General features: G+C 45.4%; 26 protein-coding genes and 1 tRNA gene. 5 read left to right on the top strand and 22 right to left on the bottom strand.

The genetic code is table 11. The features are described from left to right. Window positions 1-291: 291 nt before the first annotated feature. Window positions 292-1,494, top strand: a complete 1,203-nt coding sequence (locus tag ACFSVM_RS05565; protein WP_379260816.1) for an asparaginase — start codon at window positions 292-294, stop codon at window positions 1,492-1,494. A gap of 84 nt (window positions 1,495-1,578) precedes the next feature. Here the strand turns inward: ACFSVM_RS05565 and ACFSVM_RS05560 are convergent, their stop codons facing one another. Further along, a complete protein-coding gene (locus tag ACFSVM_RS05560) occupies window positions 1,579-2,211 on the bottom strand; it encodes an O-methyltransferase (protein ID WP_076311367.1) in 633 nt (210 codons plus the stop codon). 205 nt (window positions 2,212-2,416) lie between these two features. Between ACFSVM_RS05560 and ACFSVM_RS05555 the strand changes: the two genes are divergently transcribed. Together ACFSVM_RS05555 and ACFSVM_RS05550 are read left to right on the top strand one after the other, a co-directional pair. Further along, complete coding sequence (locus ACFSVM_RS05555; protein ID WP_379260814.1) at window positions 2,417-3,562, top strand: THUMP domain-containing class I SAM-dependent RNA methyltransferase; 1,146 nt, start codon at window positions 2,417-2,419, stop codon at window positions 3,560-3,562. Between the two features lie 146 nt (window positions 3,563-3,708). Beyond that, window positions 3,709-5,676, top strand: coding sequence for an LTA synthase family protein (locus ACFSVM_RS05550; RefSeq protein ID WP_379260812.1), 1,968 nt, complete (start codon window positions 3,709-3,711; stop codon window positions 5,674-5,676). 74 nt (window positions 5,677-5,750) lie between these two features. Here the strand turns inward: ACFSVM_RS05550 and ACFSVM_RS05545 are convergent, their stop codons facing one another. From ACFSVM_RS05545 to ACFSVM_RS05490, 12 genes are all read right to left on the bottom strand, one after another. After that, window positions 5,751-6,038, bottom strand: a complete 288-nt coding sequence (locus tag ACFSVM_RS05545; protein WP_379260810.1) for a hypothetical protein — start codon at window positions 6,036-6,038, stop codon at window positions 5,751-5,753. 78 nt (window positions 6,039-6,116) lie between these two features. Beyond that, window positions 6,117-6,341, bottom strand: coding sequence for a DUF1450 domain-containing protein (locus ACFSVM_RS05540; RefSeq protein ID WP_076311371.1), 225 nt, complete (start codon window positions 6,339-6,341; stop codon window positions 6,117-6,119). 45 nt (window positions 6,342-6,386) lie between these two features. Next, on the bottom strand, window positions 6,387-6,689 hold the full coding sequence (locus ACFSVM_RS05535; RefSeq protein ID WP_076311372.1) for a heme biosynthesis protein HemY: 303 nt from the start codon (window positions 6,687-6,689) through the stop codon (window positions 6,387-6,389). A gap of 141 nt (window positions 6,690-6,830) precedes the next feature. Next, window positions 6,831-7,082, bottom strand: a complete 252-nt coding sequence (locus ACFSVM_RS05530) for a hypothetical protein (protein WP_076311373.1) — start codon at window positions 7,080-7,082, stop codon at window positions 6,831-6,833. 100 nt (window positions 7,083-7,182) lie between these two features. After that, entirely contained in the window at window positions 7,183-8,067 is an 885-nt protein-coding gene (locus ACFSVM_RS05525; protein ID WP_379260807.1) for a M14 family metallopeptidase, read from the bottom strand. A 189-nt stretch (window positions 8,068-8,256) separates the two neighbouring features. After that, window positions 8,257-9,063: a glutamate racemase gene (racE, locus tag ACFSVM_RS05520; protein ID WP_076312530.1), complete on the bottom strand. Its 807-nt coding sequence runs from the start codon at window positions 9,061-9,063 to the stop codon at window positions 8,257-8,259. A 195-nt stretch (window positions 9,064-9,258) separates the two neighbouring features. After that, entirely contained in the window at window positions 9,259-9,597 is a 339-nt protein-coding gene (locus tag ACFSVM_RS05515; RefSeq protein ID WP_076311375.1) for a YtxH domain-containing protein, read from the bottom strand. A 6-nt stretch (window positions 9,598-9,603) separates the two neighbouring features. Further along, window positions 9,604-10,065 carry a DUF948 domain-containing protein gene (locus ACFSVM_RS05510; RefSeq protein ID WP_076311376.1) on the bottom strand — a complete coding sequence of 154 codons (462 nt, stop codon included), beginning with the start codon at window positions 10,063-10,065 and terminating at the stop codon, window positions 9,604-9,606. A gap of 111 nt (window positions 10,066-10,176) precedes the next feature. Further along, window positions 10,177-11,076, bottom strand: coding sequence for a DUF4261 domain-containing protein (locus ACFSVM_RS05505; protein ID WP_379260804.1), 900 nt, complete (start codon window positions 11,074-11,076; stop codon window positions 10,177-10,179). 95 nt (window positions 11,077-11,171) lie between these two features. Continuing rightward, entirely contained in the window at window positions 11,172-11,615 is a 444-nt protein-coding gene (locus ACFSVM_RS05500) for a DUF86 domain-containing protein (RefSeq protein WP_379260803.1), read from the bottom strand. Between the two features lie 154 nt (window positions 11,616-11,769). Then, on the bottom strand, window positions 11,770-12,057 hold the full coding sequence (locus ACFSVM_RS05495; protein WP_076311379.1) for a Dabb family protein: 288 nt from the start codon (window positions 12,055-12,057) through the stop codon (window positions 11,770-11,772). A 151-nt stretch (window positions 12,058-12,208) separates the two neighbouring features. Next, on the bottom strand, window positions 12,209-12,793 hold the full coding sequence (locus tag ACFSVM_RS05490) for a phage holin family protein (RefSeq protein WP_371264515.1): 585 nt from the start codon (window positions 12,791-12,793) through the stop codon (window positions 12,209-12,211). Window positions 12,794-13,109: 316 nt separating this feature from the next. On the opposite strand from ACFSVM_RS05490, the gene ACFSVM_RS05485 reads away from it, so the two are divergent. Further along, window positions 13,110-13,700 carry a helix-turn-helix domain-containing protein gene (locus tag ACFSVM_RS05485; RefSeq protein ID WP_076311381.1) on the top strand — a complete coding sequence of 197 codons (591 nt, stop codon included), beginning with the start codon at window positions 13,110-13,112 and terminating at the stop codon, window positions 13,698-13,700. 85 nt (window positions 13,701-13,785) lie between these two features. On the opposite strand, the gene ACFSVM_RS05480 is transcribed toward ACFSVM_RS05485, so the two are convergent. The 9 genes from ACFSVM_RS05480 to ACFSVM_RS05440 form a co-directional block, all read right to left on the bottom strand. Further along, window positions 13,786-15,474, bottom strand: coding sequence for a ribulokinase (locus ACFSVM_RS05480; RefSeq protein ID WP_379262887.1), 1,689 nt, complete (start codon window positions 15,472-15,474; stop codon window positions 13,786-13,788). Window positions 15,475-15,666: 192 nt separating this feature from the next. Then, window positions 15,667-16,821 carry a sn-glycerol-1-phosphate dehydrogenase gene (locus ACFSVM_RS05475; RefSeq protein ID WP_379262885.1) on the bottom strand — a complete coding sequence of 385 codons (1,155 nt, stop codon included), beginning with the start codon at window positions 16,819-16,821 and terminating at the stop codon, window positions 15,667-15,669. Window positions 16,822-16,990: 169 nt separating this feature from the next. Continuing rightward, a complete protein-coding gene (locus ACFSVM_RS05470) occupies window positions 16,991-18,139 on the bottom strand; it encodes an ABC transporter permease (protein WP_379260800.1) in 1,149 nt (382 codons plus the stop codon). A gap of 1 nt (window position 18,140) precedes the next feature. Next, window positions 18,141-19,265 carry an ABC transporter permease gene (locus tag ACFSVM_RS05465; protein WP_379260798.1) on the bottom strand — a complete coding sequence of 375 codons (1,125 nt, stop codon included), beginning with the start codon at window positions 19,263-19,265 and terminating at the stop codon, window positions 18,141-18,143. A 9-nt stretch (window positions 19,266-19,274) separates the two neighbouring features. After that, window positions 19,275-20,210: an ABC transporter ATP-binding protein gene (locus ACFSVM_RS05460; RefSeq protein WP_076311384.1), complete on the bottom strand. Its 936-nt coding sequence runs from the start codon at window positions 20,208-20,210 to the stop codon at window positions 19,275-19,277. 109 nt (window positions 20,211-20,319) lie between these two features. Then, entirely contained in the window at window positions 20,320-21,471 is a 1,152-nt protein-coding gene (locus ACFSVM_RS05455; RefSeq protein ID WP_076311385.1) for a sensor histidine kinase, read from the bottom strand. Beyond that, complete coding sequence (locus tag ACFSVM_RS05450) at window positions 21,458-22,165, bottom strand: response regulator transcription factor (RefSeq protein WP_076311386.1); 708 nt, start codon at window positions 22,163-22,165, stop codon at window positions 21,458-21,460. The genes ACFSVM_RS05455 and ACFSVM_RS05450 overlap by 14 nt, the downstream gene beginning before the upstream one ends. A gap of 168 nt (window positions 22,166-22,333) precedes the next feature. After that, window positions 22,334-22,417, bottom strand: a tRNA-Leu gene (locus ACFSVM_RS05445). Between the two features lie 182 nt (window positions 22,418-22,599). After that, the gene (locus ACFSVM_RS05440) at window positions 22,600-23,502 is read right to left on the bottom strand and encodes a LysR family transcriptional regulator (protein ID WP_047909894.1); all 903 of its coding nucleotides are present in this window, start codon (window positions 23,500-23,502) and stop codon (window positions 22,600-22,602) included. A gap of 128 nt (window positions 23,503-23,630) precedes the next feature. Here ACFSVM_RS05440 and ACFSVM_RS05435 point away from each other — a divergent pair, with 128 nt between their 5' ends. Then, window positions 23,631-24,554, top strand: a complete 924-nt coding sequence (locus tag ACFSVM_RS05435) for a S66 peptidase family protein (protein WP_379260795.1) — start codon at window positions 23,631-23,633, stop codon at window positions 24,552-24,554. Window positions 24,555-24,661 lie beyond the last annotated feature (107 nt).

Genomic DNA, 24,661 nt, shown 5'->3' with positions numbered 1-24,661 from the left:
TGCAAGTTATCAGGGTAGAATGTCTTTTTTATTTGTATAATCGTATCTCGTCATAAATTGTGTGAGTATATATAACACAAAACTCGTATTCATCGATTTGATTGAAACTTAAAACATTCGAAACAAAGTTTATTTTCCTTAGATTTCTTTAACTATTATGGTATTATCTCTTAATTTCTATAGTTATCAGATGTTTACTCTGTTTTTTATAGTTTGTAATTTTATCTAACATGAATATAGAATACTCCTCAAGACTACATACCAAAATTTGCATTAGAGGAGTGTAACGGAATGAAACCTAACAACAGATTCAGTAAACACTTTGCCCTAGCCGCATTGACCGCCTTAACCTTGTCTCTATCCCCCATCCCATCTACTGCCAGCGCGGCGACCGTTGTCGTGCAAGGAACAACCTCTCCTGTTCAGTCCACTACACCGATCCGCAATACGACGATCCCTCCTCTCACTGAGGCTGCCAAAGCCTCCGAATTACCCAATGTTCTTGTCGTTGGAACAGGCGGTACGATTGCAGGACAATCTACTGATGAGACCAGCTTCACCAGCTACAGGGCAGGTTCACTTGCGATCGGTGACATGGTGGGCTCTCTTCCTAACCTGGACAAGCTGGCTGAAGTGAACACGCTGCAATTTGGCAATTCAGGCTCTTCTGCCTATACCATACCCGACCTATACGATCTGTCGATGTCGGTAGATAAAGCGCTTGAAACCTATGACAGTGTCGTGGTTACAACAGGTACCGATACCATGGAAGAGATTGCTTACTTCCTTGATCTTACGGTTCAAAGCGATAAGCCGGTTATTATTACAGGCTCCATGCGTCCTTGGACAGTTATCGGCTCTGATGCACAAGCCAATCTGTTCAATGCGATTAAGCTGGCTGCAAGCGGACGCACAACTTCCTTTGGAACTGTATTGATGCTCAACGATACGCTGCATTCTGCACGAGGTGTAACCAAAACGAATGCTTATCGTACCGACACCTTTGAGACCCCGGTGCTTGGCGCTCTCGGATACATAGATGGAGATAATATCCGTATCTATCGTGCTCCTGCCCGGGCAATGAAGCCGGAAGGTACAGCGAAGCCTGTCTTCGACCTTTCCAAAATTTCAAAAGAAAAGCTGGCCGATACTAAAGTTGAGATCGCGATCTCTTATCAACAAGCAGGAGCTGGTGCGATCAGCGGGTTCGTAGCGAACGGAGCCAAGGGTATTGTCACCTCCGGAACAGGTGCAGGCGGAATCTCCAGTGCGATGAGTGCCGAGAGAAAAACAGCCATTGAGGAAGGCGTTGTCTTCGTAACCACGACTCGTACCGGTTCAGGAAGCGTCTATAGCGGCGGCGAGGGTATCATATCGGGAGATAATCTCAGCCCGCAGCATGCTCGCATCCTGCTGCTTCTCTCTTTGGCATTCACAGATGACTTCGATACAATCAAAGGCTGGTTTGAAACCTACGGTAAATCCGAAGTATAATCGGCATCATTATTTTCTTATCCGTTGTTATACATGAACGAACACCCTCGATAACAAGCATTCGAGGGTGTTCTTTGTCATTGTTTATTTTACATATGCAATAGCAAGTCCGTCATAGGCCGGAATCAATGTACTGATTAGTCGGTCATCCGAAGCCATCAGCTCATTAAATCTTCTGACAGCCTGGACCGAAGGACCATTCTTCTCATGATTTAAAGTTCTTCCGCGCAGGAAGCAATTATCTCCAACAATTAGAGCACCTGGATTTGACAATTCAATTGCATATTCTAAGTAAACCGTATAATTCAGCTTATCAGCGTCAATAAAAAAGAAGTCAAACTTCTTCCCTTCCTCCTTCATGCGTGCCAAGCTATCTGCGGCCGGCCCTATTCGATATTCCACTCGATCGCCGAAGCCTGCTTTGCTCAAATGCTCGTAAGCCAGCGCAGCGTACTCTTCTTTAATTTCAAGTGAGGTTAATCGGCCTGTCTCCCCTAATCCTCTGCTTAAACATATGCCGCTGTAGCCACCCAGTGCACCGATCTCCAATATCTGCTCTGCACGCGAGGTCCGTACAAGCATTGTGAGGAGCCGCCCATATGCCGCTGCAACCGATACTTCAGGCATACCGCGCTCTTTAATGGCTTCAAGCACTTCCTTCAGCATTTCATCCTCTTCATATAATTTAGATACATAATCATCTGGTGTAATCATCATCGGATATGGAATCCCCCTTAAATAACTTTCCTTCTTCATTTAATTAATTTATAATAAATGTTTGTTTAATTAAGCTGAGAACGGTGCGTACCTTATTCTACTGGTACAAGCCTTGGCAAGCAAGGCTTGCTGAAAATATATTGGGGCATCCTATTCGTAATTGAACTCAAATAGAATGTCACCAGGATGGAGCTGAAGCAATTCAATGCAACCTTTGCAATTAATCGCAACAACACCGATGGGACTAGAAGCTGTCGTATCTAGAGAATTAAAACTGCTCGGTTATGAAGATATAACTGTAGAGAACGGTCGAGTAACCTTTGCGGCCGATTTCATCGATATTGCCCGGTGTAACCTGTGGCTTAGAAGCGCCGACCGCATACTTGTTAAGATGGGCGAGTTCAAGGCTACCACCTTTGATGAATTATTCGAAGGAACCAAAGCCCTTCCATGGCAGGAATGGATCCCTCAAAACGGCGAGTTCCCCGTAGAAGGAAGATCTCATAAATCTCAGCTTAGCAGCGTGCCTGCATCTCAAGGGATTGTCAAAAAAGCAATCGTCGAGAAGCTGAAGCAGACCTATCATACAGAATGGTTCCCGGAGAACGGCGCCCGCTTCGTCATTGAAGTTAACCTTCATAACGACATCGCACTTCTGACCCTGGATACAAGCGGAGCAGGCCTTCACAAACGGGGCTATCGCAAGCTGGTTACAGAAGCTCCGCTCAAAGAGACATTGGCTGCTGCTCTCATTCAGCTCAGCCGCTGGGGCCCGCACCGTCCCTTTTACGATCCATTCTGCGGGTCAGGAACACTGCTTGTTGAAGCGGCAATGATCGGCTGGAATATCGCTCCTGGTCTTCGTCGTTCGTTTAATAGCGAGCATTGGCCGCTCGTATCCAAGGAACTATGGGATGAAGCGCGTGAGGAAGCTTTTGACTCGGTTAAAGATGACATCCCTCTGCAGATTGCCGGCAGCGATGTAGACCCGGGAGCAATTGAGGTTGCTCAAGCTGCGGTCAAGAGTGCCGGCTTCGCCAAGGAAATTAAGCTCGATGTTCTGCCTGTAGCCAAAGTCCGCTTGTCCGGAGAGTACGGATGTCTTATTACCAACCCGCCATATGGTGAACGGCTTGGAGAACAAGCTGAGGTAGAGAAGCTCATTCGTCAGCTTGGACGAGTGGCAGCCGAGGTACCGACCTGGTCCTTCTTTGCCATTACGTCAACCAAATCGTTTGAACGATACTTCAATCAGAAGGCCGATAAGCGCAGAAAGCTGTTCAACGGACGTATCGAGACCCAGTATTATCAATTCTTAGGTCCTCTGCCTCCCAAACCCGCTCGAAACTAATGCATGCATCTTGAACACAAAAGAGTAAACCTTATGACGTTTACTCTTTTTGTGTTCAGTATGGTGCATCATTCGAATTTCATAAACAACTGTACGGAGAGATATAATGTAACTTGTATCATGTACGTTCAAAGGAGGAACCATGCTTGTCCAAGCGATTTAACACACCTTCATATACATCCTCCCGATACATAAAGTGGAGGAGTTCACGTTATTTCTATTACCTCATATTTGTGATCCTGATGATTCTCAAGCTGGGATACTTCCACAGCCAGCTTAATGCAAGAAATATTGATATGAATTTTCTCGATTATGTAATTAGTTTCGGATCTTTGCTGCTCGTCTCCTTCTGGGTGCTATGGCTCCCGCAGCGTGCAAGAATGATCGCCCTGATTGTCCTGGATGTGCTGCTCAGTGCACTCATCTATGCCGACCTCGTCTATTATCGGTACTTCCAAGATTTCATTACCATTCCTGTACTGCTGCAGGCTGGTCAATTAAGCTCGGTGGATGACAGTATTTTCTCACTTCTGAGATTCGCTGATTTGTGGTTTTTTGCAGATCTACTGCTGCTTGCCGTATATTCTGTATGCGTTCTCCTCCTCTCTAAGCGCACAGTTAGAGCACGAAGCGCACATAAAGAATATGCACCTAAGTGGCAGCGATTCCTCAGCGGCACTCTTGCACTTGTGATCGGTGCAGTTCTTACCTTTGGACCCATTGAATTTTACAATCGCACATGGGCGGTCGGTTTGTTTACCGGCAACTGGTGGAACCTCAGCCTATATAACGTGACTGGCTTGCTCGGATTCCACGGCTACGATCTATACCGGTATAACAAGGAGCGGCAGAATAGCCAAGCAGGCCTGACAGATGAGGAAATGAACGAGGTTAAGCAATACTTTGATCATAAGCAGCAGCAAGCGCTAAAAGCCGCCTCATCGGACACTTTTGGCCAATATAAAGGTAAGAATGTCATGCTTGTCCAGGTTGAAGCTTTGATGAATTTTGTGATTAACAAAAGTATAAACGGTCAGGAGGTCACCCCGCATCTCAATGCATTAATGAAGGACAGCTTATATTTCAAAAATTTCTATCATCAGACCGGTCAAGGACGAACCTCCGATGCTGACTTATCTGCCAACATCTCGCTGCATCCTCTGCCGACAGGCTCTGTATTCACCCGCTACCCGGATCATATGTATGACTCACTTCCGTCTGTTCTCGGAGAGCAAGGGTATTACACGGGCGCTTATCATGCTTACGAGAGCAGCTTCTGGAACCGATATACGATGTACAGCCACATGGGATATGACGAATTCATGAGCAAAAATGAATACACGATAGACGAGCCGATCGGCTGGTCGCTGGGAGACAACTCTTTTTTCCGGCAATCGCTGGATCAACTGACTGGCACCCATGAGGAGCCCTTTTACTCCTTTATGATTACATTAACGAGCCATCATCCCTATACGCTTCCAGAATCTATACAAGAGCTGGATGTAGGCCAGTTTAACGGAACTCTGTTTGGGGACTATCTTCAGGCCGTGCATTATTCAGATGCGGCACTCGGAGAGCTTATTGAACGGCTGAAGAAGGAGGGGCTGTGGGAAAATACCCTATTTATGGTGTACGGCGATCATGACAATTCTCTGAAGGAGCAGTCCAACTATGAGGCCTTTCTCGGCAAGAGGATTGATGAGCTCCAGATGCATCAAATCATGAACCAGGTGCCACTTCTCCTCCATCTACCTGATGGAGCACGTTCTGGAGTATATCTGGAGCCAGCAGGTCAAATGGATATCGCACCAACCCTTCTTCATCTGCTCGGTATACCGACAGATTCGAAGTATTTCATGGGGAATGACCTGCTGAACAGCCGAAATCGGATGGTTGTACTTCGTACAGGCGCTTTCGCTACAAGGGAATTGTATTACATCCCTTCAGACGATTACCGCTTTGAACATGGGGGCTGTTATGATGCTGAGTCAGGAGAGCAAACAAACGTAAACGCATGCGAAGCTACGTTTGATAAAGCAAAGAACCAGCTGTCAATATCTGATCGTGTAATTACTTATGACCTCATCGCGAAGCTTCGTGATTCGTCGAAGTAAGGGCTACTGATTTTAATATCGATCATCAACAAACCCCCGTCTCTGATGAGAACGGGGGTTCATTGGTATGCAGGTCAGTTGTCTTCCGGCTTCTTCGATGCCAGGCTGGCATGGAGTGATGCGAGACGTTCCTTTTCTTCTGAGAGGATTTCCTCTGCAAACTCAGTACCGCTGTAGTTCAGCTGCTGCCGGGCTACCGCTACTGCATTCTCTGCACGCAGCAATCGCTTATTCGCTTGATCGAGCATATCTGGTGTAGGATGCGACATCGCTTGGGATACCGCATGATGCAGTTTTTTTACTGAGTTGGAGGCTTGCGCCACCGTCGTGAAGGATTGCAGACTGGAATGATCGTGTTTCATATCGAAGCACACTCCTCTCTCAAAGTCCCTGCTACACCTGTTAGCATGGATATTAAGAAAGGTCGTTATGCACAGAACTTAATTTTTAATGAATGGGGCTGCCTTGGCAAGCACTTCTTCCTCTGTCGGTGCGCTGATGTATCGTCCATTAATAAATACAAAAGCTCTTTTGCCGCAGGGTCCGCAATAGGATTTGCAGCCTACCTTGATCTCGGCATCTGGAGCCATCTTCTGAAGCTTAGGCACCAAAGACTTTAATTTGACATGCTTACATTTATCACATACTCGAATATCGTTAGCCATGTACTCCCCTTCTCACAAGAAAAACATCATTCGGCTTCTTAACAATTAGTCGTGGAAATGATTCCCTTGCGCAGGATTTGTAATAACAAAACCTTCTTTAGGGAAGTACAAATAATCCACTTTGATGCCATCCAGCATCGGCTTGCCAGTTTCAAGGATCAGGTCGATTTCTTTATCTGTAGATACAACCTCATCATTCTCTTTAGGTGTATCAAAGTCAATTCCATAGTGTACATGATCTCCATGGTCGAGCGTAATCAGGACGCGTACATATTTACCTTCATTCTCAGGAAGTGCCAGCTCACGCTTAAGCACTTTAGCGGCATTACGAGTAATTTTTGCTTTCATTATAATTTCATCTCCTAGTGTCATCTATATATAGAAACTGTTAGCAATTTATAATTGGCTCAATTTCAATACCCTATATTTTAATCAAGATGCGTGTATTTAGCAATATCTGCAGATTGAATCCATTTCATCATTCATCAATTATTTTCGAACTGCTACATTAGGATATTTGCGTTCTGCCCTCTGAACAAACCAGTTCATGAGAAACATCGTGACCCCGATATCATCAATCGGGAGGAGTGGCAGCACATCAGGCATAACCCAATATACCGCGGCAGGAACCAAGAAGAGAAGCTTGTCCTGCAATTTAACTTCTGAAGACATTAGAAGAGCAGGCATCCTTTTAAACACATGAGACCACGACTTTAGTGAAAGCAGCTTCTTCCATTTCATGATGATCATTCTCCTTCCGGGTTATTACTATCATAACATACGTGTAAATTCAGGGGAGGTTTCCATACCTCCCTTAGATCATTGCTCTTAACTCGAGAGATCAGCGAAGAAGCAAGCGGATGGCAGACACCATAAGACGCTCGACCTCAGCAGCAATCGGAGTATATTGATTAACCGGCAGCGGATTAGTCCCGAGTCCGGTTTCAACGGTAAAGCCCGGTCTGCCATACTCCTGAATAAACCAATCTTTATATCCTGCATCACTTTCCGTCAATTTAACCGGAGCATACCCTGTTGCTGCAGCAAGCTGCTGTGCCCATTCCTCACTGAACGCAGGCTCGTAATCACGATAGTTCCAGTATATTTCTTCCCCTTGACTATGCAGTGCGATAATCATGTCAAATTTCTTATCCTTCGTCCATTCTGCCAAGGCTCTGGACTCTGGTTCAGTCAGGGGATGTTCTCCTCCATAATCTCTTGGTCCAGGGCAAGTGACGGAACGGCGTCTCGCTTCTTCGTAAAAATGAGCAGGAAATTGATCGTTGAGATCTATGCCCCGAATGTTCGCCTTCCAGCTCGAGAAGTCAGAATTGCCGCCATTCATTTCTAGGAGCTCTGTGGAGAAGGGATGAGCATCTGGTCCATTAAGAACCAATTCTATGCCATCAGGATTAAGCATCGGCACCACCCATAGGGTCACTTGTTCAGACCATCCATCGGATAAGCAGCCCTGCCAATCCTGTTGTTCTTCTAGAGCGGTCATATATTTTTTGACAAATTGCATCAGACAAGGAACGTTCAGCCACTCATTCGCATGCATACCTGCATTGACGTGAAGCTGAATCGGGCCCTTTCCGATCCTGATGTATGGTATCTTTTTTCCAAGCACACTGCAGCCCATAGTCCCCAGCTCACTCATCGACATTCTTAAGCTTTTTATGTGATCAAGGTCTTGTTCAAGCTCATGATACCCGTATAGATTCATCCCTTATCTCCTCCTATAAACTAAGTGAAGGTCAAGAACCATATTTACGTGCAGTATATGCTGCTATTCATTATATTCGTGATAAATCCCTAGGGAGGAATTGAGATGTCACTAAAATATGCATAAAAAAGACAGCCTTGTTCTTTGAACTCTGCAGTTCAATGTCAAGGCTGTGTTATTCTTCAAGCGTTACAGTTTGGATACCTGCCATACGACCGGGGTATTGCGGATCTGCTCTCCTAGCCAGGATCTTGCAATGCTTTGAAACATGACCGGATCACCTGAGCAGAAAAACTGATGAACTGGCGTTTCATCGCCAATGGCGAGCTTTCCCTTGTCATATAAGATCGTGCTCGTTTCTCTAGCAGTCTCATCCGCAGAACTAATTAATTTGACATGAGGACCCATTACCTGACCAATCGTCTCCATCAAGAACGGATAATGAGTACAGCCTAGTATAAGGGTGTCGATTGGTTTGTCTTTCATGCCATTCAAGGACTCACTGACAGTGGATCTCGTATGCTCGGACCTGAAATCCCCCTGCTCTACCAGCGGGACAAGAGCGGGACAAGCCTGACTCATAACGTTGATATATGGAGACAGCTGCTTAAGTGCTGTGGTATACGCTCCGCTGTTGATTGTACCCATCGTACCGATGACTCCAATATTACCTGTCTTGGTGGCCGTTATTGCTGCTCTGGCACCAGGATGAATGACACCGATCACCGGAATATCTACTTTCTGGGATATATGGTCCAGCGCAGCTGCTGTTGCCGTATTACAGGCAATAACGATAACTTTTGGGTCAAATTGAATCAGAAAATCTACGATTTGTTCAGTAAATTGTTTTACTTCCTCGGACGATCGGGGTCCGTATGGTGTGCGGGCCGTATCTCCAAAATAAATGACTTTTTCCCGCGGAAGCTGACGCATCACTTCTTTGGCTACAGTCAGCCCCCCAACACCAGAATCTAAAATTGCGATAGCTTGTTGCACGAACACACCGCTTCCTTCTTTACATATTTCCATCCCTTTTCAATCCTACCCTATGATTCGGACGGCAAAAAGGTACCTACATCTTACCCGATTTAGTATAGACGTGTAAACCAAGCTCAGCGCAAAAAGGCCTTTTGCCTCATCCCTACACTTACAAGGGAGCGGCAGCAAGGCCTTTACCACGTATCTTTACGCCTATATTGTATCATCCTTTGCTGCTTCGTCAGCAGCCTGCTCAGTCTTTGCAGTTTCACTGATCCCAGACACTTTAGCAACCTGATTTTCTGAACTGACGCCCCGGATTTCTTGCAAAAAGACTTCTGTCGATTCCTTCACTTTGGAAGCAATCTTTACACTCTGCTCGCTGACTTTCTCGGCCAGGTTCTGCCCCTTCTCTGTAACCAGCTTGGCGTTATCCGCAATATCCTCGCGAAGCTCTGCTCCGGATTTGGGGGCAAATAGCAGCGCTGTAATGGATCCAGCAATCGTTCCAATCAGTGTACCCCATAACAAGCTCTTGTTCGTATCTTTCATACCTGCTCACTCCTTCTCAAGCGGGCGGGAAGCGCCCGGAGCAGGAGTATTACGCTGCCATGTGTGCCATACCGTCATGGCCGCATCAACGTATCGGAACATTTGCCCCAGACGCTGTTCATTGTCCTGGTGTGCACCATCCACATGCTTGTGCGCTGAACGAGACAGCTTGAGGCTGATCTCATCCATTGTACGACTTACCTGCTGCAGCACCATTCCAAGCGAAGCAATCGATTCAAAGAGAGGGGCTGACTTCTCCAGATGTCCCTGCATATCCGATATCGCTTTATTCGTACCTTGAATCATGGCTGAGGTATCTGCAGCGAGTAAATCTGTTTTCTCTTCAAGCTGACTTACACTGCGTTTAACCTGCTTCATCAAGCTTTTTGCTTCAATAAGCACCAGTACACCGGCCGCTGCCAGGATAACAAAAGCCCCTGCCATCAGCGCTACACTCCATGCGATCATGTTCCAACCCTCCTGCTAACCGGGCGAACGCCCATTTTTTAGTTAATGCATTATAAGCAGGAGGAGTCTGAATTGACACAACAAAATTCAATAGATCACAAACCATTCAGATTAGGACGAGATGTTCCCGGCGTAATAGGGTGCTCCTGGGTCCAGATCAATGACATATCGTAGAGGTGAAACCAATGATTCCTGATGTTCACAGCGCCAGCGTTGTTCCCCGGATGAGCCCAGCAGCTGACCATCCTGTATCACATCACCCTGATCAAATATATAATAAGCCGCACCGTATAAGGTACGTGCTACGACGTCCGGATCCATTCCTGCAAAATGACATTGAAAATCAGGCACCCCTAGTGAGGATAAACCAACCGTATCCATCACCAGCTCACGTCTAGCTTCACTGCCTCCCGCTTGATACAGCCTTACATTCATCGCACCATATAGATGATCCCCATTTTCGAGCGCTTTGACATAAGCAGAAGGCTTCACCAGTTTGTCACTGCCGTAAAAGTAAACCGCTTCACAAGGCGTAACTTCTAAAATAGCGAGTAACGCCTGCTGGAACAGCTTCAGTCGTTCTTTATGCGGCAGGCCCGCCGTAAACATATCATGGATGCGAATCTGATACTGGCACAGGCCCGTAACCTCATTTGCTTCGCTCCAATGCCAGGACTGCTCCACTGCACCCTTGAAGCGGTTCTTGTCTTGAATCTTGTGGACAGGCAGAATGCAGGTCTGTGCAGGAACGGTCCCGTCTTCAAAATTAACCATATGCTCCATATGCATTATGACCAGAAGCTCCTGTTCTTTATCTGCTGCCTCGGCCTGATTCTGAGCCTTACTCACGGCGTCCTTGTTAACAGGTCGTTTCATCACTCTTGCTTTCCCGGTCAAACGCTTCATGACCTCCATCAGCTTCTCTTCTTCCAGCTGAGGCATGTCCTTGAATAAAAGCTCGGCCATATATACCGGATGAAATCCGGAGTTGTCTTTCTTACGATCTGACATGATATATCCTCCAAACCAAATAGGTGAATCCATTACATTACGAAATTTGATATTACAAAAATTTGATACAACTAGAAATTTTTAATCTATTATTTCTAGTTCCGTGATTGTTGGAACGGTCCGAGTTCTTTTTCAAGATATAAGCGAATTTGATCTACGAACCGATCCAGCACATCAGGAAGCGTCCGGGTTACCTTATGCAGGCTTGTCCGATCCCATGCATAATAATCCTGTACGAGCGGCTTCCGCAGCGGCACAAGCTCCATAAACAGCTTATAGCTCTCCTCATCAAATGCCCCTGCTTCATGAACGATTTCAATGATGTCTTCGTAGCTGCTCGCGTCCCGGAGAATAAATCCATCAATCAGATAACTGCCTACGTCGGTTACAATCTCTAGAGCCAAATGCAGGGAGCGCTCCTGAACGAAGCCAAGGATAATTCCCCCATCCCAGTTCTCCTGTGCATGACGGAGTCCAGCTGTAATCTCGGGAATAGCTGACAAGCGTAATTCGATTTGATCTGTATTTACATAGTACAATACGTTCACATCCGTTTCGTCGGTAATCAGTTACGTCTATTTTTTCGTTTCAGCCAAAAGAACATTACCGGGCATGCAATTAAAATGACGATCAGTATTAACATCGTTTCCATTACATCTTTTAAATCGCCCACCTGCTACTCCCCTTTGTAAGTTAGATTTCGTAATCGACTGCAACAGAAGAATCCTTCACAACACTCATGTGCTTAATAATCTCTTGATGAACGGGATGAACCTGATAGGCCTCCAATGCCTCCAAGGAATCAACGACTGCGGTCAGAGAAATGTCGAAGGAACGCTCCGATTTCAAGACATCCACTCCAATCTCCAATGATTTCAGCAGCTCAATTCTGCCATCCATGCTGCGCAGTATACGAGCTGTCTCCTGAATGCTTGCCTCTGAGCGGTCCTTTAATTTGAAAAAAACAATATGTTTAATCATAATAATAGCTCCTTATCCTATGTCATGAGTTAATAGAGTTGATTCCGTTTACAAAAAATATAACATAAACACGAATAAAGTGGTAAATGAATCAATGATCGTTTTCTGATGTGTAACTTGTCCAAGATCTTACTCCAGCAAAAAAAGGCCTCTATTGCTCAGGCCCTTGTGATTCTGCTTCCTGATTCTCCCTTCGATCCTTCCGCGGTCCAAATTGACTTAATATATCTTCGTCAACCGAGTATTTGACTGCTTCAAGCTCTGCATCTTCAGGATCTGGTCCGGTGGTATCTGTCGTTTCATCCTCCTCTGCGCGTCTGCGTAATGCTGCTTCTTCATCATCCTCTGCCTGCTTCTTAACCAGCTCTATGATCTCTCTTAATTTGGCGGGGAGAGGAAGCCCGATGCGGCTGTAATTCTCGGTAATGGAGATCAATTCGTTCGCCAGATAAAAGTACATCGCCCCTCCTTTAATGACATCTGTTCCAATCAGCTGATCGATCTGGTGGGCAAGTAAAATAACAAGCAGCATCAGACCTTTGCGAGTCAATCCCCAAAATCCAATCTTGCTGTTCAACTTGCTGCCAGTACGGATTACAGCCGCAACCCCGGTAATATAATCAATGGCCATCGCAATACATAGCAGGATAAGCAGCTGTGTCCATCCACCAAACGCAAAGGTGAAGAATGCCCCTACGAATCCGAGGAGCATATTGATTAATGCCGGACTCATCATGCCCCCTCCTCTTCTTTTTCTCTCTATTAATCTATGAAAATTATGGAAAGATGACACGATTATATTTGATTTTTATGAAATCAAATGTTTGTCCATTTTTGAGTCTTTAGGCCTATTTTTAATCGGCTTTACCCTGTTTTCGTTGGTCTATACTAACTCCACATACAATTAATAGGAGAAAAACGAGCGGATTCATAGTCCGATTTTCCCTTAACAAGGCTCCTCGTATATGAATATGCTTTCAAAGGTGGTTATGTCGACACTTGAAACGACTGCTTATTTTGTTGTAGTATTTGTTTAAAAAATCGGAGGAAATATGCCTAAACAACAAGAACAACATTCGATCCAGGCGTGGTCTCTGATCAACCGCAAATATCTGGGAAAAGGCGTACGCGTAAAGCGATTCCGCAGGCCGACACGCTGTCAGGTTCGCAACCGTATATTGCTTGCCGTGCTCATGGCAAACGACATCAAATTATCACAGTTGGCTGAAGATCTCTCGATCTCATCAAGAAGTGTCAGCGCATGGGTGTATGAAGGTCGAATTCCTGGAAGCACTAATCTGGATAAAGTATGTCAATTACTCGGTTATCCGCGCCATATTTTGTTTAATGAAGATGTCATTAGAAGCAGTCCTGTCATTTGTCAGCCGGAACCATCCCGATTTATGAAGCGAACGGTTACGCGCTCGCCAGTGAGCAATCGGATCTTAACCGGATTATGCATGGTTCATGACTTATCCGTTACAGATGTGAGTCACTGGATTGGAGTACACCCGGGAACATTCCGTAAATGGCTTCATCAAGGAACGATGCCCTCTTCGGCTTTCCAGGATCAAGCAGAACAGTTTTTCAAAGTTCCAAAATCGATTCTTTTTGCTGATATCATTTTAAAACAGAATTCATAATATCTCCCTTATGGGTAAGAGAGCACTCCCTGCATGAGCTGACTGCTTCTGCAAGGAATGCTCTTTTTTTACCTTCTTACCTTGTTTATACACGTACGGTTTGGCCAGCAGCTTCTTCCTTAAGAGACTTCAGCTTCTTCATCACAGAATGGGGATCATGACCAAAATAATCGTGCAGTCGATTATACTCTGCATATATTTTTTCATAAACCTCAGAATGCGCTGGTATCGGTTTGAAGGTCTCATCTCGAACTCTCGCCATCCTTGCCGCTGCGTCTTCAATACGATCATATCCGCCTGATTTCGCTCCTGCGGCAACAGCTGCGAACATAGCTGCTCCTAGAGCAGCCGTTTGGGTTGAAGCAGCTACTCTGATCTCACGTCCAATGATATCTGCATATATTTGCATGAGAAGTTTATTTTTCTGAGGCAGCCCTCCGCATGCGTATACGATATCTACATTCAAACCACCACGCTCAAATGCATCGATGATCTTGCGAGTACCGAAGGCCGTTGCTTCAAGTAATGTTCTGTACAACTCTTCCGGCTTCGTCTGCAGCGTATACCCTATAATCAGTCCGGTCAGATTGGCATCCACCAAGGTGGATCGGTTGCCGTTCCACCAATCGAGGGCGAGCAGCCCGGTCTCTCCAGGCATGTATGAAGAGGCTTTATTCTCCAGCCATTCATGTACGGTGAGTCCTTCCTCTTCAGCCCATTTCTTCACTTCAGAAGGCACACCGTTCTCTACAAACCAGGCAAAGATATCGCCTACAGCTGTCTGACCGGCCTCATAGCCATAGTATCCAGGAATAATACCATTTCGAACGACACCACATATACCCTCTACTTCCAGCTCCTCTTCTCCGAGCAGCAGATGGCAGATTGAAGTACCCATTGTCATCACCAGTTTACCCGGCGTCACAACGCCTACAGCAGGCACTGTCGCATGAGCATCCACATTCCCGACAGCTACCGCAATCCCTTGGGCAAGGCCCATGGCGTTCGCCATCTCCCGGGATAATCCGCCAGCCCAGCTCCCCTGTTCAAGAATATCGCCTCGCAGCTTCGTTTCTATCACATGTTCAAGTCTTGGATCGAGAGATTTGAAGAATTCATGGTCCGGATATCCTTCATCGTGATGATAGAATGCCTTGTAGCCTGCTGCACATTGGCTGCGCTTCAGCTCACCGCACAGCTGCATGATTATCCAGTCTCCCGCTTCAACAAATCGATCTGTAAGCTGATAAATATCCGGTGCTTCATTTAGGATCTGCCAGACTTTTCCGATCATCCATTCCGATGAAGATTTACCGCCATATCGCTTAAGAAAGACTTCTCCGCGCGCTGCTGCAGTCTCATTAATCCGGTCAGCCTCACCCTGAGCCGCATGGTGCTTCCAGAGCTTTACCCAGCTGTGCGGATGGCTTGCGAGCTCGGGCCTTAGACAGAGGGGCTGACCTAACAGATCAATAGGCAGCATGGTGCATGCGGTAAAATCGATTCCGATTCCAATGACGTCTTCCTTGCCTATACCCGCTGCCTGCATAACTGCCGGCACCGAGGTCATAAGCACCTCCATGTAATCCGCAGGATGTTGAAGTGCCCAATCCATTTCCAGCTTGTGACCGCTTACAGGAAGCCTCTCATCAATAACACCGTGCCGATATGGAGTAACATGAGCAGCTGTTTCGGTTCCGTCAGACAGCTTCACAAGCACTGCCCGTCCCGATTCCGTTCCATAATCAATACCGATCGTATATTTTTCGCTCACTTCGCTCATTTCGCTCTTCTCCTTCAACTCCTATGTCAATACCATCTATTATAAATTTGTACGTACAATTTAACTGTTCTTAACCTATTGGTTCTATAATTTATAGATTCGCGTAAATAAAGGACTTTTTCCAACTTCGGTAGTTAGGAGAAAAGGTCCTCGCTGCTGATATTACAGCCTGCAAATTCCCGACTATGCCTCGTGCCCTGTCTTTATCTCATTTAAATATTTGAGCCCTGTGTATCTCGCTCTTAAGGTATGCGCGGTCCTCATCGCACGCTCCAGCTGTTCATCGGTTACACCGAGCTCTTGGATCGTAGAGGGGCCTCCTGTGCGGCTGAGCCATTGCTGCATTTGCTCTCTCGCAGGCAAATCCTTGTAAGCATCAAATGCTTCTTCCTGCCCGCTCTCATAGAGCGAACGGTATACATCTGAGAGCAGGGCTGATGCAACGCCCACCTTTGCTCCATGCAGAATTGCTTTTTTACCCTGCTGAAGGAACTCCATCTCCAGACGATGAGAAATATGATGCTCCCCGCCGGAGGCTGGACGGGAGTGATCAATGATCAGCATCGAGATGCCAGAAGCAATCAGCGCTTCCATCAGAATTCTAACTCCCTGTTTGCTGCCCTCGGCGATCTCATTCACGTGATGAACACAATCCATCAGCGCTTCTTCCGTCATCCGGTAGGCAAGCGGACAATACGGTTCTTCTCCAAGATCACGTGATATTTTCCAGTCGGCAAGGGATGTGAATTTACCGAGCATATCACCAAAGCCAGCAGCCGTCATCACTTGTGGAGCCTTCGCCAAAACGCTCAAATCAGCAAAGATCGCCTCCGGCGGGATCGCTTGAAACGTCTGTTTCGTACCATCTACAATAAGAGGGGCACCTGCGGAAGTGAAACCATCCACAGACGCCGCTGTGGGAACAGATACAAAAGTCTTGTTCATCTTGAAGCAAACAAATCGGACAAGGTCATGAATCGTACCGGAGCCAACTGCGATGACCGCATCGGTATCCTTCGAGACACCTAACAGAACTTTAACGATAAATGCTTCGTCTGCGACAACCTCACCTCCAGTGTTTCCAGGCAGAAACAGCTCTTCAGTAATGACTCCCGCTGATTTTAGATAAGTGATGATTTCTTCGCCTGCAGCTTGTTTGGTACGCTCATCAAAGACAACCGTCACTTTTTTATAATTCTGCTTGCTAAGATAAGGGGTCAATTGCGCAAGTGCCCCATCCTCCAGACATATATGCATTTCTACCGTACGGTGCGGATTACCGCATGTACATTGACTTGCTTCCTTATTCCACTCTGCAATACGATCATTCAAACTTATACCCATTATCCAAACCTCCTGTATGCTCGTTTCTACTTCTAGTTTCCAATATGTACGTACAAATTGTCAAACAAAAATAAAAGACAGCAAGGATGCTGTCTCTTATTCAGGAACCCAGCTTAACTCAGGGTTATGGATGTTCTTCTCGAGATTAGGCGAAATCCTGAATTTAAATAAAGGTTCTTGTATCATTGTTTCGACTGAAATTATAGATTGCGACCAGCGTAAGTGCAGCAGCAAAACCGATCAGAGTAAGCAAATTCAAATATAGTCCGGCCAGCGAAGCTCCGTTCTGCAGCTTGTTGACAGTCTCCAGAAGCCAGTATTGCGGCATGAAGCCTGAGAGCTGTCTGAAACTCTCTGGAATGATCTCGAGAGGAAAATAACATCCGGCAATCAGACAGCTGGGTGTAATAATCAGATTTTGGAGTGCTCCTGCCATTCTGGCCCCTTTGGCAAAAGAGATGATCAGGAGTGCTAAACCGATGGCGGTCAAACCGAATAACATCATAATGATAACAAATTGTATCGCAGGTATTCCCGAATCAATGTGCAGCACTTGTTTCATGAAGAACACTGTAATGATGATCTGCACAAACAACATGATAAAATTAACGATCACATTAGATAAAACGTAAGTTTTGGATGATATCGGTGATGCCATGATCCGGAAAAATGTCCTGTTTTCTTTCTCTTTTAAAATAAAAGAAGTCAAGTTAGCCGAGGAGAACATCATAAGCGCAACGAGGAAGCCAATCGTTTGGTACGTCGCATTTTTAACTGCCGCCGTATCCTCTACCTTCACGGAAGAGAGCTTAAAGCGCTGAGTACTGTAATCCTCGTAGAGCGACATGAAGACTTCCTGATCTCCTGCAGCATATTTTCCGAGCGCTGCAACATTACTAATATAGCTGTGAAGCATGGATTTTACATAGGCGGTTACCTCGGCTCCCTTTACAGATATCATTTCGATATGATCCGGAGCACCCTTCTGGACACTTGCTGCAAAGCCTTGCTTAAAGACGACCGAAGTATCTGAACTTCCCGCTGCAATATCCTTCTTCATGGTCTCTTCATCCGTAACTGTAATCTGAACCTTGTTTAGCTGCTGTAAAAAAGAGATCGTATCTTGTGTGATCTTATGCTCTCCATCCAGATTAACGAGGGTCACCCGCAGAGGAGCACCGCTGCCTCCGCCATAAATCGCCATACTGACTAATGCCGCTGCTATAGGAAGAACAAACAGAATTAAAATATTCACTTTTTTTCGAAGCACGCTAAGTATGGTTTTTCTCGTCAGCCATAGCAGATCCTTCATTCTATTCTCCCCCTGTCTTATGCATAAATGCTGCTGAAAACACAAGCAGGAGAGCACTAATGCCCACATTAAGAGCAATAACCGGAATAACGGCTGCTGCATTACCTGCAAATATAACTTGCATTAGTGCCTGGTTAGACCAATAAATAGGCGAGAAATGAACAATATAGCTAAGCAGACCATTCTCTGTATGGATCGGGGCATAAGCTCCCCCTACAAAAGAGGCAATTTGGATGATGATGACCAGAATGGCATGACTTGCTCCATCTTTAAACAGATAGCTGCAAGCAAGACCCAAACTGACCGCGAGGAGAACTTCAGTGAATAACAGTCCAAATACGGCAGTATAGCTTGAGCCCCAATCTGCTTGGAATACATACTTGCTAAACAACACAACCACAGCAACACATAGAAAGTTTATCAACGTAGATGACAAGATTTTGCCTGTGAATATCGCTTTCTTGGAAACAGGAGAGGCGTACAAGCGAATATAAGTTCGACGAGACACTTCGCCTCGAATTAAATAACTTGCAGATAATGCACTGTAGAGAGCAATCATCGTAGACATGGTAATGGCGTAATAATCTATGGAGCTGGGCTGCTTATCCGGGATTAATGAGGCCTCCTGAATGAAGCTGCCATAAGCGTATTTTGCCTCTATAATTTGCTCAAGCGCCGCTGGGTCAGACTTTCCTACTGCAGAGAAGAGATTATACTGATCCACGAACGAGGTAAGCATCCCTTGGACAATGTTATTCTCAATAGAATTTGTCGGATTACCGAAATACAATATCCCATCATTGGTTAGCTCTGCATAAGCGGTATGCTGATCTTCCTGCATCAACTTCTGACCATCGATCTCTTTTGTTGCTAAAGTGATCGCTACCCCTTCCTGCTCAAGCGCATCCATAAAGCCCGACCAGGAAGCACTCAGCTGTTCTTCACTAGTATGATCTGTATACATCAAGCTCAAAGAGTCCATTTCGTAATCGCTGGAGAAGGCATTCGTTAATGCACTCCCAAGAATAAGCATCAGAACGATGGGGAAGGCGATCATGAATATAAACGTTTTAAAATCCCTTAACTCTGTCAGCAATTCTTTCCGAATGATATGAATAATGTTCATTTTATCCCCCTAATCCCGCAGTTTACGACCTGTTAAGGTTAAGAATACGGTTTCCAGATTAGGAGCCTGCTCTTCAACAGAGCGAATCTCAACTTCATGAGTCATTAATTGATAAATCAGCTGATTGAGATTATTTACTTCGGATTTAGACCTGATTTGAATCATTTGATCGTCTGCCTCCACCTCGATCACACCGTGAATCTGCTTCAAAAACTCGATATCAAGTGGAAGAGCCGACTTATATCCGATCCAAATATCCTTCGTGTCTGTAATGGTTGAAGTAAGCTGTTCCTTCGTTCCCTCCGCGATGATCTTGCCATGGTCTACAATCGCGATGCGGGTACAGATCTCTTCGACCTCCTCCATATAGTGACTCGTATATATGATTGTACAGCCCATCTGATTCAGCTTCCGTACAGAATCCAAAATATAGCTTCGGGACTGCGGATCAATACCCACCGTTGGCTCATCCATAATGATCAGCTTCGGCTGATGAGCGATGGCACAGGCAATATTCAATCTGCGTTTCATACCACCCGAGAAATTCTTGGGATATTGTTTAGCTTTATCCGTGAGTCCGACAAAATTTAGTGCTTCCAAAGACCTCTCTTGCAGCTCCTTTCCCCTTAAACCGTACAAGCCTCCAAAAAAATGAACATTCTCATATGCGGTCAGATTCTCATAAATAGCTATATCCTGCGGTACGATACCAATATTCATCTTGGCAAACCTGCTGTTTTTGGCAATATTTTTACCGAGCAGACGAATTTCACCTTTGGATGCACGAAGCAGAGAAGAGATCAAATGAATTGTTGTACTCTTTCCCGCACCGTTGGCACCGAGAAAACCAAATATTTCTCCTTCACGAAGCTTTAAATTCATATGATCTACAGCTACAAAATCCCCAAATTTCTTGGTAAGTCCCTCAATTTCCAGAACGTTCAATGCAATCACTCCCACTTCCCTGAATCTTGCTTTCCTTTTCTTTCTATAGCATAAAGAAAAAGGATGAACCTACAACAGTGCATAAGTTCATCCTTTGATATGAGAAGTTTCATGAAGAACGAAGATGAGAATTCTCCGGCGCTTGTCCATGAGGCAGCAGAGTAATGACGCTGAAGCCGTTCGATCCATCCACGACGACCGCCCCTCCCAGCGCTGCTGCTCTTTCCTCCATTCCAGAAATACCGAGCCCTTTTACAATCCGGCTAGCGCCGATTCCATTATCGGAAACGACAGCCCGGATCAGCTGATTGAGCACCTGGATTTCAACATGAATCTGATCCGCATTCGCATATTTAATCGTGTTCGTTACGGCTTCCATCATATTTTGCTGAATGATTCGAAAATGAAGAGGCGTAATATGCTCAAGATCACCGCTATGCACAAACGACGTATGAATCCCATGCTTTGCACTTATCTCATCGACAAACAGCCGCAGCCGGTTCATCCCCATTTCTTCAGGCCTAGGCTTCATCTCCTTCAGGGTAACTCTGATTTGTTCAAGTCCCTCTTTTGATATCCCGATCGCATTGTCCAGCAGCTCTGCCGCTTTGGCAGGATGGCTGACTAGCATGGTTTTGGCTGCCTCCATCTGAATGAGTGCCCCAGCCATTGAATGACCAATCTCATCATGGATGCGCTGTGATAATCGGTTCCTTTCTTCCAGCTTAATTGTATATTCCGATTGCTTAAGGAATTCCTGGTTCTCCTGCAAGGATCGCCTCAGCCTGTCCATATCAGCCTGGATTGATTCGTATTTCTCGAATTGATTATTCACCACCGTTTTATAGTGCCTGACAGCAGAATAAGCCAGAAATATGAATCCTGAGGTGAGCAAATAATGAAACAGAATAGAGCTTGGAACTAAGCCCAGTGTTATAAGAAAGAACAGGAACGGATACACCAAATAATTTTTCAGGGAGACGGATATCTCATAGAGGCTGATTGCTAACAGCAGCAGAAAAGAAACATGAATAAATACTGCACATCCGATAATCCACCCGATGGTTAATACATGAAGGCAGAGTATAGATTTGTGATTCCTTAGAATAAGCATCATGCAGTTAAGAGATATGTATATCAGCACAGAAAAAATAAACCATCTCTGATCTTGATCAGCGCCGAGCACCGTGCCTGAAATATAGACAAGCAGAATCAGCCTGCAGCCGACCATCCACAATTCGTAATAATTAAAGCTCTTCATCTGAAACCCGTACTTCACCAGTTAAATAGTAAATCGCAATTTGCGTTCGATGGGCAAGTCCCGTCTTGTTCAATATAGAAGTAATATGGTTAGCTACTGTTCCCTCCGATAAAAAAAGCTTCTTGGCGATCCCTTTATTAGACAGCCCTTTTGCGATACAGCCCATAATATCTAATTCGCGGTCCGTAAACAAACTACGGTCTATATGATCCGTATGACTTGGTATGGATACAGATTCCGGGATCGTTTTCTGATGGGCTGAAATTGGGTGGCTTGAGCTAGGTAAGCTTGACTTGATCTTATCAAGTACAGCACCTTGCAGCACATGATGATTCCGGTTGACACTTTTAATCGCATCTCGGATTTGCTCTGGGTCATTATTCTTGAGGAGATATCCTCTAGCCCCAGCCTGTATCGCTTCAAAGACAAACTCATCATCGTCAAACGTCGTTAATATGAGCGGTCTTGTCTGTGTCAGCTGTACAATCTTCCTTGTGGCTTCGACTCCATTCAGATTCGGCATCCGAATATCGAGCAGGGCCACATCCACTTCGTGCTGCTGACAATATTGCACAGCCATAGCACCATCCTCGACCGCTGCCACGATTTCAAATTCCTCAAAGCTGGACAATATAATTCTCATTCCTTCGCGAATAAAGGAATTATCATCTGCTATCAATACTTTGATCTTCATATTAAGCCCCTTGTATAACCGAATTTAATCTCTACATTCATTATATGCGAATCCCTATTCATAATTAAGACCATAATCCCTATAAAATGGAAGTATTGAGGCAATGCAGCTCGGCATCTGTACAACAAAAACAGGCTTCCGGTATTCCGGAAGCCTGTCTGGATAGGATGCGGTCGAGAGGACTCGAACCTCCACGGGGGTTAGCCCACACGGACCTGAACCGTGCGCGTCTGCCAATTCCGCCACGACCGCATATTTAATTGACTACTCTCATATTATAGCGATTAAAGGTATACATTGCAAGTTATTCAGCAAAATTTAATAGATTCTTGTGAACGACCGGTTATATCTAACATTAGAGAAGGAGCAGATCAACCAAGCAAACCATATAAACAGCCGCTTATGTAAACCTTCTCCTTCATCTCAATTACATTTTATAAAATCGCTTCATGCAGCGCATCCACATAGGCAGCCGCCAGCTTAGACATCATTGCATTCTTATGAGCGATCCAACCCACGTTAATCGTTTCCTTGCAATCCAGCGGAACGGGAATAATATCATTTCCATTTAAGTCTGCACTTAGTACACCCGTTGAGATCGTATACCCATTCAGGCCAATTAGCAGATTAAACAGTGTTGCTCTGTCATTGACACGTATACTCTTCTTGTGTGACAGCGTGCTTAAGATCTCCTCGGAGAAATGAAAAGAGTTGTACTCACCTTGATCAAAGGACAAATAAGGATACTCCTCCAGCTCCTCAATGGTCACTATGGACTGCTTCGCGAGCGGGTTATGAATACTGATGAAGATATGCGGCTTCGCTACAAACAAGCTATGAAACTGCAAATTGGCGGAATCCAGGAGTCGATTGATAACTTTGGCATTAAACTCATTTAAATACAAGATCCCAATCTCGCTGCGCAGTGTTTTGACATCTTCAATAATCTCATAAGTCTTCGTTTCCCGTAGCGCCAGCTCATATTCATCTAATCCGTGCTCCTTCACCAGCTTCACAAAAGCGTTGACGGCAAAGGCATAGTGCTGGGTAGAGACTGAAAAATGCTGCGGAGACGGCTTGGCGTTCCGATATCTGCTCTCCAGCAGCTCTGCCTGCTCGGTCACCTGTCTGGCGTACCCCATGAATTCGGCACCTTCCATTGACAGCGTAATCCCCTTATTTGTCCGTTCAAATATAGTAATGCCGATCTCTTCCTCCAGCTCTTTGATCGCCTTGGACAAGCTCGGCTGAGATATAAACAGCCGCTTAGCGGCCTCATTCATGGAGCCGCGGTTCGCAACCTCAATCACGTATTTTAACTGCTGCAGTGTCGTCATAACTCTCCTACTTTCGTAAATTAAACTAATCCTCATCGGGAAGACAGAAGAACATAATTCATCGTAAATCGCCATACACATCATTAAATACACACTTGAATCGGAATATATTTAAGGAGGGCCGGTATATGGCTATTGCTCCCCCTATTTTACAAGCAGGAGACACTGTGGGTCTAGTCACATTAGGCAGCCCGTTAAGCGCTGAAACCATCGATTCACGAATCGAGGTCCTTCGGGGCTCTGGTTTTAATGTAATTATTGGCAACCATGTATATGATCAGGACGGGTTCCTGGCAGGAACAAACGAGGAGCGGGCATCCGACCTTATGAGCATGTTTGAGAACGAAGAGGTCAGATTAATTCTTGCAACACGCGGCGGCACTGGAGTTGCCGGCATTCTTCCTTATCTTGACTATGATGTAATCCGCAATAATCCCAAAATCGTATCCGGCTATAGTGATATTACAATACTGCTGAATGTGCTCTATCAATACGCGGACCTCATTACACTGCAGAGCCTCATGCTTATTGACTTCGCACCACAGACGCCTGCTTATAACTTCGATCAATTTTATAATGCAACCTCTACTTTACAGCTCCAAAGACAGATTACGAACCCTCCCAGCATTCCTCAAATCAGCAGAATTCAAGGCAATGTAACGGGACCTATCGTTGGAGGGAATTTAGCCTCCTTCATGGATACCATTGGAACTCCCTATGAGATTGATGTACGAGACAAAATATTGTTGCTTGAAGAAACGCATGAGCCGACCAATACGATCTATCGTTATCTAAATCATCTCTTGCTGGCGAATAAACTACAGGAGTGTGCGGGCATTGTGATGGGGGAATGTACTGGATGTATTGAGGCCTATGGGGTCTCCTACCAGCAGTTAATAGAAGAAGTCATCGTACCGCTAGGCAAGCCCCTCATGACCAATGTGACAACTGCTCACGGGATATATAAAGCCGCAATTCCCATTGGAGCGACGGTAAATTTAAACACCTATGAGAACACTCTGACAGTCATCGAACCGACGGTTAGCGTTTGAACAATAATCAGCACAATGCAGAATTTCATTTAACATTTGCCCTATAAACAGCGTCAATCATAGTTTCTGTCCAAAAAAAGAGGAGCGAACCATTCGGTTCCTCCTCT

The organism is Paenibacillus shunpengii, assembly GCF_042684905.1.
GTDB lineage: Bacteria > Bacillota > Bacilli > Paenibacillales > Paenibacillaceae > Paenibacillus > Paenibacillus shunpengii.
The sequence above is the reverse complement of the archived record's forward strand: the minus strand, read 5'-3'. Positions and strand labels throughout refer to the sequence as shown.